Consider the following 7,869-nt stretch of genomic DNA (forward strand, 5'->3'; position numbering starts at 1 on the left):
ACGGCCCGGTTGCCCCCGATGCCTGTACCGATTCGCATCCTGAGTGTTCTTTTGCTGGCCACAGTGTCGACCAGCGCCATCGCAGCACCGAAAAAAGCACCGCCCGCCCCCCCGGCAGCCACTGCCGGCAGCGCCTCGCTGGAGCCGGTCCTGGCGGGCGAATTCGCCTTGCAGGCCGGGCAGTTGGACGAAGCTGCGCGCGCTTACCTGGATGCCGCCAAGGCCGAAGCCGGCGACGCCGGGCTAGCCGAGCGGGCCGCCCGCATCGCCATGCTGGCCAACGATGACGCACGCGCCATAGAGGCCCTGGCCCTGTGGCGTGCCCGTGCGCCGTCGTCGCTGGCAATGCGTAGCACTGAAGCCTCGCTGGCCTTGCGCCGCAACGATCTGCGCACCGCACGCCGCGACCTGCTCGGCCTGCTCAAGGAAACCGACCCGCGCGGCTGGCGCTTCGCGCTGATCGCCCTGGCCAACGGCGGGCGCGAGCCCGACGCTTCGGCCGATGTGCTCGAAGACCTGGTCAAGGCCGGCGCCATTCCCAATCAGATCGAGGCCTGGCAGGAGTTCGGCCGCCTCGCGCTGCGGATGGAGCGCCCGGCGCTGGCCAAGCGCATCGTCGACGAGGTGGTGCGCCGCTTCCCCGAAGAGCCGCGCGTGGCCTTGCTGCACGCCACCCAGTTGCAGCAGGAAGGCAAGAACGACGAAGCGCTGGCGCTGCTGAAGAATGTCGAGCCGCAGGCGGTGAAGGACTCCGAACTGCGCGGCGCGCTGGCGTTCGCCTATGACGCGATGGGCCAGACCGAAGCGGCGGCGCGGGTGCTGTCCACCGGCCCGCAAGACACCCAGACCTACGGGCTGCGTGCCTCGATGCTGGCCAAAGAGAAGGACAACACCGCGCTGGCCGCGCTGTACGACGAGCTCAAGGGCAACGCCACCAAGCCCGATCCGGATCGCCGCCTGTTGCTGGGCAAGATCGCCGAATTCCTCAAGCGCTACGACGAGGCAGTGGAGTGGTACCGCGGCGTTCCCGGTGGCCCGCAGCTGAGCGAAGCGCGCCTGCGCGCGGCCAGCGCCTTGTACGAACTCGGCCGCAAGCCCGAAGCGCTCAAGGAAGCCCGTGCCCTGCAGGGCGATGCCAGTGCCGACGACGACGCCCGTCGCGACGCCTACGTGCTTGAGGCCGAGCTGCACCAGCGCGCCGACGATGCACCGGGCGAACTGGACGCCTTTGCCCGCGGGCTGGCGGCCTACCCGGACGACGGTGCGTTGCTGTACGCGCGTGGCCTGGCCTGGGAACGCCGCGACGATGTGCCGCGTGCCGAGGCCGATCTGCGCAAGATCCTGGTCGCAGAGCCGGAAAACGTCGCCGCGCTGAATGCGCTCGGCTACACCCTGGCCGACCGCACCACCCGCTACAAGGAAGCGCTGGCGCTGATTGATCGCGCGCGCACGGCCGCGCCGGACAACCCGGCCATCGTCGACAGCTACGGCTGGGTGCTCTACCGCATGGGCCGCACCAAGGAAGCGCTGGTGCAGCTGCGTCGCGCCTGGGCCCTGGTCAAGGATCCGGAAATCGCCGCGCACGTGGGTGAAGTGCTGTGGGTCAGCGGCAAGCAGGACGAAGCGCGGCGCTACTTCGACGAAGCACGCCGGCTCGACCCGGACAACCGCGCGCTGCAGCGTGCGGTGGAGAAGTTCGGTCTATGAGTCAGGTGATCAGGACGCTGGCCCTCACCGGGCTGGCGCTGGCCGGCCTGTCGGGGTGCGTCAGCGTGCCGCGCGGGCAGGGCGGTGCGGCGCCGGCGGTGGTCGGGCAGGTAAGCGAATCTGCGCGGCAGGCTGAAACCGCTCGCCAGGCCTGGCTGCAGGCACATCCGGCATGGTCGTTTCAGGGCCGGGTGGCGATCAGCAAAGGCCGCGATGGCGGCAGTGGCCGTCTCGATTGGCAGCAGGATGGCCCGCGCTACCACGTGCAATTGAGTGCGCCGGTGACCCGGCAGAGCTGGGTGCTGACCGGCGACACCACCACGGGCGCAGGTCGCCTGGAAGGTCTAGATGGCGGGCCGCGCGCGGGCGCCGATGCGGAGCAGGTGCTGCTGGAGGCCACCGGCTGGACCATTCCCGTCAATCAGATGCCCGATTGGGTACGCGCCCTGCGCATCGCCGACGCCGGCGCTGCGCGCGTGGACCTGGACGAACACGGCCGGCCGCGCACAGTGCAGCAGGACGGTTGGACCATCGATTTCCTCGAATGGACGCCCGCCAGCGCAGCCCAGCCCGAACTGCCGCGCCGGATCGAAGCGCGCAAGGGCGACGCCAAGGTGCGCCTGCTGGTCGACCAATGGACGCTCTCGCCCTGATGTCTGCGTTGAACCCTGCCTGGTCGGCCTGGCCTGCGCCGGCCAAGCTCAACTTGTTCCTGCAAATCGTCGGGCGCCGCGCCGATGGCTATCACCTGCTGCAGACCGTGTTCCGCCTGCTCGACTGGGGGGACACCGTTCATGTTCGTTTGCGCACCGATGGCCGGATCCAGCGCATTGGCGCCAGCCTGCCGGGCGTCGCCGAAGACGACGATCTCATGGTGCGTGCGGCGCGCGCGCTACAAATTCATGCCGGCACCGCGCTCGGGGCCGAGCTGCGGGTCGACAAGCGCATCCCCGCCGGCGGTGGCTTCGGTGGCGGCTCCTCGGATGCCGCCACCGTGCTGGTGGCCCTGAATGCCTTGTGGGGCCTGGGCTTGCCGGTCGACGCCCTGGCCGAACTGGGCCTGCGCCTGGGCGCTGATGTGCCGGTATTCGTGCGTGGGCACAACGCCTGGGCCGAAGGTGTGGGCGAAAAATTGACCCCGATCAGCCTGCCGCAGGCGGCCTACGTGCTGGTCGACCCCGGTATTCATGTGCCTACGCCGGTGCTGTTTCAATCACAGGAATTGACGCGGGATGCTGCGCCCGCGAAAATAGCGGACTTCGCTTCCGGTTCTCTGCTCGACAATGCGTTCGAGCCGGTCCTGCGGCGCCGGGAACCTGCCATCGAGGCCGTGTTCCAGGCGCTTTCCAGGATCGGAACGCCACGTTTGACAGGGTCGGGGAGCGGTTGTTTCGTCGAATTCGCCACGCGCGCTGCTGCAGAGCGGGCCGTGGCGCAGTTGCCGGGCAACCTGCGGGCGTGGGTCGTGGAGGGTGCAGCGCACTCGCCATTGCTCGACGCACTGGACGCGATACAGGTTTGATGCAGGGGCGTCGCCAAGAGGCCCAAGGCACCAGGTTTTGATCCTGGCATTCGTAGGTTCGAATCCTACCGCCCCTGCCAGTTGTTGAGAATTGATGCAGATCCCTCTGCACGCGCCGTACCTGCAGATCCCTCTGCAATCGCCCGCGCATCTTCATGCGGGAGTGAGGGAAAGCATGTGCGGATCCAAAAAAAGCCTGGCTTGGCGCGCAGTTGTCCCGCTCCGCCATCGACCCGCACGCTCTTTGCCGCCGCCCGAGAGATCTCATGCAAGACCAACGTAATCTGCTGGTGTTCTCCGGCAATGCCAATAAACCGCTTGCCCAAAGCATCTGCAAGGAGCTGGGCGTGCGCATGGGCAAGGCGCTGGTCACGCGCTTCTCCGATGGTGAAGTGCAGGTGGAGATCGAAGAGAGCGTGCGCCGGCAGGAAGTGTTCGTCATCCAGCCGACCTGTGCGCCCAGCGCCGAGAACCTGATGGAACTACTGGTGCTGATCGACGCGCTCAAGCGCGCCAGCGCCGCGTCCGTCACCGCGGTGATCCCGTATTTCGGGTATTCGCGCCAGGACCGCCGCATGCGCTCCTCGCGCGTGCCGATCACCGCCAAGGTCGCCGCCAAGATGATCTGCGCGATGGAGGCCGACCGGGTGTTGACGGTCGACCTGCATGCCGACCAGATCCAGGGCTTCTTCGATGTGCCGGTCGACAACGTGTACGCCTCGCCGCTGTTGCTGGCCGACATCTGGCGCGCCTACGGCACCGACAACCTGATCGTGGTCTCGCCGGACGTGGGCGGTGTGGTGCGCGCGCGCGCAGTCGCAAAGCGCCTGGACGATGCGGACCTGGCCATCATCGACAAGCGTCGCCCGCGCGCCAACGTCGCCACGGTGATGAACATCATCGGTGACGTGCAGGGCAAGACCTGCGTGCTGGTGGATGACCTGGTCGATACCGCCGGCACCCTGTGCGCGGCCGCTGCGGCACTCAAGCAGCGCGGTGCGCTCAAGGTCGTGGCCTACATCACCCACCCGGTGCTGTCCGGCCCGGCGGTGGACAACATCAACAATTCGCAGCTCGACGAGCTGGTGGTCACCGACACGATCCCGCTGAGCGCTGCGGCACGCACGTGCCCTAAGATTCGCCAGCTGAGCGTGGCCGAACTGCTGGCCGAGACCATCCGCCGCATCGCCTTCGGCGAGTCGGTCAGCTCGCTCTACGTCGACTGACAAGTTCTTCGGCAGCCGGATGTCCGGGTGCCGCAATCCGTCTCTCCTGGTCGCGGGGGAGACGCTTCATCGCCGCGAGGCGGTGTTCCAACTAGGTAGTGAAATCCAATGGCAAAGACTCATGAAATCAAGGTCGAGCGCCGCGCAGACGAGGGGAAGGGTGCGAGCCGCCGCCTGCGTCACGCTGGCGTCATTCCGGCCATCGTTTATGGTGGCGAACTCGAGCCGGTCAGCATCCAGCTCAACCACGAGCAGATCTGGCTTGCGCAGCAGAACGAGTGGTTCTACTCGTCGATCCTCGACCTGAACCTCAATGGCGACGTGCAGCAGGTACTGCTGCGTGACATGCAGCGCCATCCGTTCAAGCAGCTGATCATGCACATCGACTTCCAGCGCGTCAGTGCCAACGAGAAGCTCAGCGCTTCGGTGCCGCTGCACTTCATCAACGAAGCAAGCTCGCCGGCTGGCAAGTCGAGCGAAGTGGTCGTGACCCATGAGCTCAACGAAGTCCAGGTGGTCTGCTTGCCGAAGGACCTGCCGGAGTTCATCGAGATCGATCTGAGCACGCTGGAAGTGGGCACCGTGATCCACTTGTCGGAAATCACCCTGCCGGCCGGCGTGGAGATTCCCGAGCTGAAGCTGGGCAAGGAACACGACGTGGCAGTGGTCATCGCCAAGCACGGTCAGGTGGAAGCCGACGACGTGGCTGACGAAGCCGCTGAAGGCGACGCCAAGTAATCGGCTGGCCGGTGCTGCGTCACTGCGCAGCACCGGCTCCGGTCTACCGTATGTCTGCATTACGTCTGATCGTCGGGCTGGGCAATCCCGGTCCCGAACACGCGCAAACCCGGCACAACGCCGGGTTTCGTTTCGTCGATGCGCTCGCCGAGCGCACCGGCGCACGGTGGGGCCTGGACAGCAAGCTGTTCGGCGAAACAGCCAAGGCCGAGATCGCCGGCCACACGGTGTGGTTGCTCAAACCCGCCACTTTCATGAACCTAAGTGGCAAGTCGATTACTGCTGCGCTGCGGTTCTGGAAGATCGAGCCGGAGCAGCTACTGGTTGCGCATGACGAGCTGGACCTGGCGCCGGGCACGGCGCGGCTCAAGTTCGACGGCGGCCATGGCGGCCAGAATGGCCTGCGTGACACCATCCGTCTGCTCGGGCATGGCAAGTTCCACCGGCTGCGGGTCGGCATCGGTCATCCTGGTCACAAGGACCGCGTGGTGCCCTGGGTGCTGGGGCGTGCCGGGCGCGACGACGACATGGCGATAGGCGAGGCAGTGGATGCGGCCATCGATGCGCTGCCGCTGGCACTGGACGGTAATTTCAACGAGGCGATGAAGCGGTTGCACACCCCAAAAAAATAGAGAATGGGGAATGGGGAATGGTAGGAGTGCTGCTCTGCTATTCCCCATTCCCGATTCTCCATTCACTGGACAACCCATGGGTATCAAATGCGGCATCGTCGGCCTGCCCAACGTCGGCAAGTCGACCCTGTTCAATGCCTTGACCAAGGCCGGCATCGCCGCGGCCAATTTTCCGTTCTGCACGATCGAGCCCAACGTGGGCGTGGTGCCGGTGCCGGATCCACGTCTGAATGAGCTGGCCGAGATCGTCAAGCCGCAGAAGCTGATTCCGACCGCGGTCGAGTTCGTCGATATCGCTGGCCTGGTGGCAGGTGCGGCAAGCGGCGAAGGGCTGGGCAACAAGTTCTTGGCGCACATCCGCGAGGTCGATGCGATCACCCACGTGGTGCGTTGCTTCGAGCATGCCGACATCATCCACGTGAACAACAAGGTCGACCCGATCGCCGATATCGAAACCATCGATACCGAGCTGGCGCTGGCCGACCTGGATAGCGTGGAAAAAGCCCTGAATCGTGCCGAGCGCAGTGCCAAGGGTGGCGATAAGGAAGCGGCAGCACGCAAGCCGGTGCTGGCCAAGTTGCAGGCGGCACTTGCCGACGGCAAGGCAGGGCGCTCCGCTGGTCTGGACGAGGAAGAGAAGGCGCTGGTGCGCGATCTGTTCCTGCTCACGCTCAAGCCGGTGATGTACATCTGCAACGTGCTCGAAGACGGGTTCGAGAACAATGCGCACCTGGATGCCGTGCGTGCGCATGCCGCCGCCGAAGGCGCCGAGGTGGTACCGGTTTCCGCTGCGATCGAAGAAGAGTTGTCCCAGCTCGACGATGCCGACCGCGACACCTTCCTGGCCGATCTCGGTCTCGACGAGCCTGGCCTGAATCGCGTCATTCGCGCCGCCTACAAGTTGCTTGGGCTGCAGACCTACTTCACCGCAGGCGTCAAGGAAGTGCGTGCTTGGACGGTCAAGGCCGGTTCCACTGCGCCGCAGGCCGCTGCCGTGATCCATACCGACTTCGAGAAGGGCTTCATTCGCGCCGAAACGATCGCCTTCGATGACTTCATCAAGTATCGCGGCGAATCCGGTGCGCGCGACGCGGGTCGGCTACGTCTGGAAGGCAAGGAATACCGCGTCAAGGAAGGCGACGTGCTGCATTTCCGCTTCAACGTCTGAGTCGATGCGCGCGGCCCGGAGGGGTGCGCGCCATCGTCGGTGAAATTGCTCCAAATTTTTGTTGACACCGCATGCGTCCCACAACAAAATAACGGGCTGCTTCACCCCGAACCGATTTCGCCTTAACGCGCACCGGTCCGGTAGTAAAAGCTGGAGGGATACCCAAGCGGCCAACGGGGGCAGACTGTAAATCTGCTGGCTTACGCCTTCGGTGGTTCGAATCCACCTCCCTCCACCAGTTTCACGTTGTGGCATGCAGTTCCCGGCGCGGGAGTAGTTCAACGGTAGAACCTCAGCCTTCCAAGCTGATGGTGCGGGTTCGATTCCCGTCTCCCGCTCCATTGAACGCAAATGCATGGCATAATGCAAAACTCGCTCACGTAGCTCAGTCGGTAGAGCACCTCCTTGGTAAGGAGGAGGTCGAAGGTTCGATTCCTTTCGTGAGCACCATTACTCAATCGTCTTCAACTCCAAACGATTACCGAGAACTTGCAACCATGGCAAAAGCTAAATTCGAGCGCACCAAGCCGCACGTGAACGTCGGCACGATCGGTCACGTCGACCATGGTAAGACCACGTTGACCGCAGCGCTGACCAAGATCGGCGCCGAGCGTTTCGGTGGCGAGTTCAAGGCATACGACGCGATCGACGCGGCGCCGGAAGAGAAGGCGCGTGGTATCACGATCTCGACCGCGCACGTGGAATACGAGTCCCCGAACCGTCACTACGCGCACGTCGATTGCCCCGGGCACGCCGACTACGTCAAGAACATGATCACCGGTGCTGCGCAGATGGACGGCGCGATCCTGGTGTGTTCGGCTGCTGACGGCCCGATGCCGCAGACCCGTGAGCACATCCTGCTCTCGCGTCAGGTCG

Annotated in this window: 8 protein-coding genes and 4 tRNA genes; all 12 read left to right on the forward strand. The window is 65.1% G+C overall.

The annotated features are described in order from the left end of the window. Nucleotides 1-18: 18 nt before the first annotated feature. Nucleotides 19-1,707 (forward strand): tetratricopeptide repeat protein, encoded by a 1,689-nt coding sequence (locus QRM89_RS18455; protein ID WP_042596301.1) that lies wholly within the window; start codon nucleotides 19-21, stop codon nucleotides 1,705-1,707. Then, the gene (lolB, locus tag QRM89_RS18460; protein ID WP_285448673.1) at nucleotides 1,704-2,360 is read left to right on the forward strand and encodes a lipoprotein insertase outer membrane protein LolB; all 657 of its coding nucleotides are present in this window, start codon (nucleotides 1,704-1,706) and stop codon (nucleotides 2,358-2,360) included. The genes QRM89_RS18455 and lolB overlap by 4 nt, the downstream gene beginning before the upstream one ends. Then, nucleotides 2,342-3,229 (forward strand): 4-(cytidine 5'-diphospho)-2-C-methyl-D-erythritol kinase, encoded by an 888-nt coding sequence (gene ispE / locus QRM89_RS18465; RefSeq protein ID WP_285448674.1) that lies wholly within the window; start codon nucleotides 2,342-2,344, stop codon nucleotides 3,227-3,229. The genes lolB and ispE overlap by 19 nt, the downstream gene beginning before the upstream one ends. 3 nt (nucleotides 3,230-3,232) lie before the next feature. Continuing rightward, nucleotides 3,233-3,309 (forward strand) — tRNA-Gln (locus QRM89_RS18470). Nucleotides 3,310-3,495: 186 nt separating this feature from the next. Continuing rightward, nucleotides 3,496-4,455 (forward strand): ribose-phosphate diphosphokinase, encoded by a 960-nt coding sequence (locus QRM89_RS18475; RefSeq protein WP_011269977.1) that lies wholly within the window; start codon nucleotides 3,496-3,498, stop codon nucleotides 4,453-4,455. A gap of 108 nt (nucleotides 4,456-4,563) precedes the next feature. After that, nucleotides 4,564-5,193, forward strand: a complete 630-nt coding sequence (locus tag QRM89_RS18480; RefSeq protein WP_076039473.1) for a 50S ribosomal protein L25/general stress protein Ctc — start codon at nucleotides 4,564-4,566, stop codon at nucleotides 5,191-5,193. A 50-nt stretch (nucleotides 5,194-5,243) separates the two neighbouring features. Next, nucleotides 5,244-5,825: an aminoacyl-tRNA hydrolase gene (pth, locus tag QRM89_RS18485; protein ID WP_011036110.1), complete on the forward strand. Its 582-nt coding sequence runs from the start codon at nucleotides 5,244-5,246 to the stop codon at nucleotides 5,823-5,825. A gap of 76 nt (nucleotides 5,826-5,901) precedes the next feature. Next, nucleotides 5,902-6,993 (forward strand): redox-regulated ATPase YchF, encoded by a 1,092-nt coding sequence (ychF, locus tag QRM89_RS18490; protein ID WP_076036316.1) that lies wholly within the window; start codon nucleotides 5,902-5,904, stop codon nucleotides 6,991-6,993. A gap of 152 nt (nucleotides 6,994-7,145) precedes the next feature. Then, a tRNA-Tyr gene (locus QRM89_RS18495) sits at nucleotides 7,146-7,231 on the forward strand. 29 nt (nucleotides 7,232-7,260) lie between these two features. After that, nucleotides 7,261-7,334 (forward strand) — tRNA-Gly (locus QRM89_RS18500). Nucleotides 7,335-7,367: 33 nt separating this feature from the next. Further along, nucleotides 7,368-7,443, forward strand: a tRNA-Thr gene (locus QRM89_RS18505). Next, nucleotides 7,434-7,869, forward strand: a 436-nt coding sequence (locus QRM89_RS18510; protein ID WP_228436704.1) for a GTP-binding protein, incomplete at its 3' end; no start/stop codon positions are given. The genes QRM89_RS18505 and QRM89_RS18510, both read left to right, overlap by 10 nt.

This window comes from Xanthomonas sp. LMC-A-07, assembly GCF_030208825.1.
GTDB lineage: Bacteria > Pseudomonadota > Gammaproteobacteria > Xanthomonadales > Xanthomonadaceae > Xanthomonas > Xanthomonas campestris.

Bases quoted from the DNA above. Each gene is read 5' to 3' on its own strand.
- QRM89_RS18455 (WP_042596301.1), top strand. From the start codon at position 19: ATGCCTGTACCGATTCGCATCCTGAGTGTTCTTTTGCTGGCCACAGTG.
- lolB (WP_285448673.1), top strand. From the start codon at position 1,704: ATGAGTCAGGTGATCAGGACGCTGGCCCTCACCGGGCTGGCGCTGGCC.
- ispE (WP_285448674.1), top strand. From the start codon at position 2,342: ATGGACGCTCTCGCCCTGATGTCTGCGTTGAACCCTGCCTGGTCGGCC.
- QRM89_RS18475 (WP_011269977.1), top strand. From the start codon at position 3,496: ATGCAAGACCAACGTAATCTGCTGGTGTTCTCCGGCAATGCCAATAAA.
- QRM89_RS18480 (WP_076039473.1), top strand. From the start codon at position 4,564: ATGGCAAAGACTCATGAAATCAAGGTCGAGCGCCGCGCAGACGAGGGG.
- pth (WP_011036110.1), top strand. From the start codon at position 5,244: ATGTCTGCATTACGTCTGATCGTCGGGCTGGGCAATCCCGGTCCCGAA.
- ychF (WP_076036316.1), top strand. From the start codon at position 5,902: ATGGGTATCAAATGCGGCATCGTCGGCCTGCCCAACGTCGGCAAGTCG.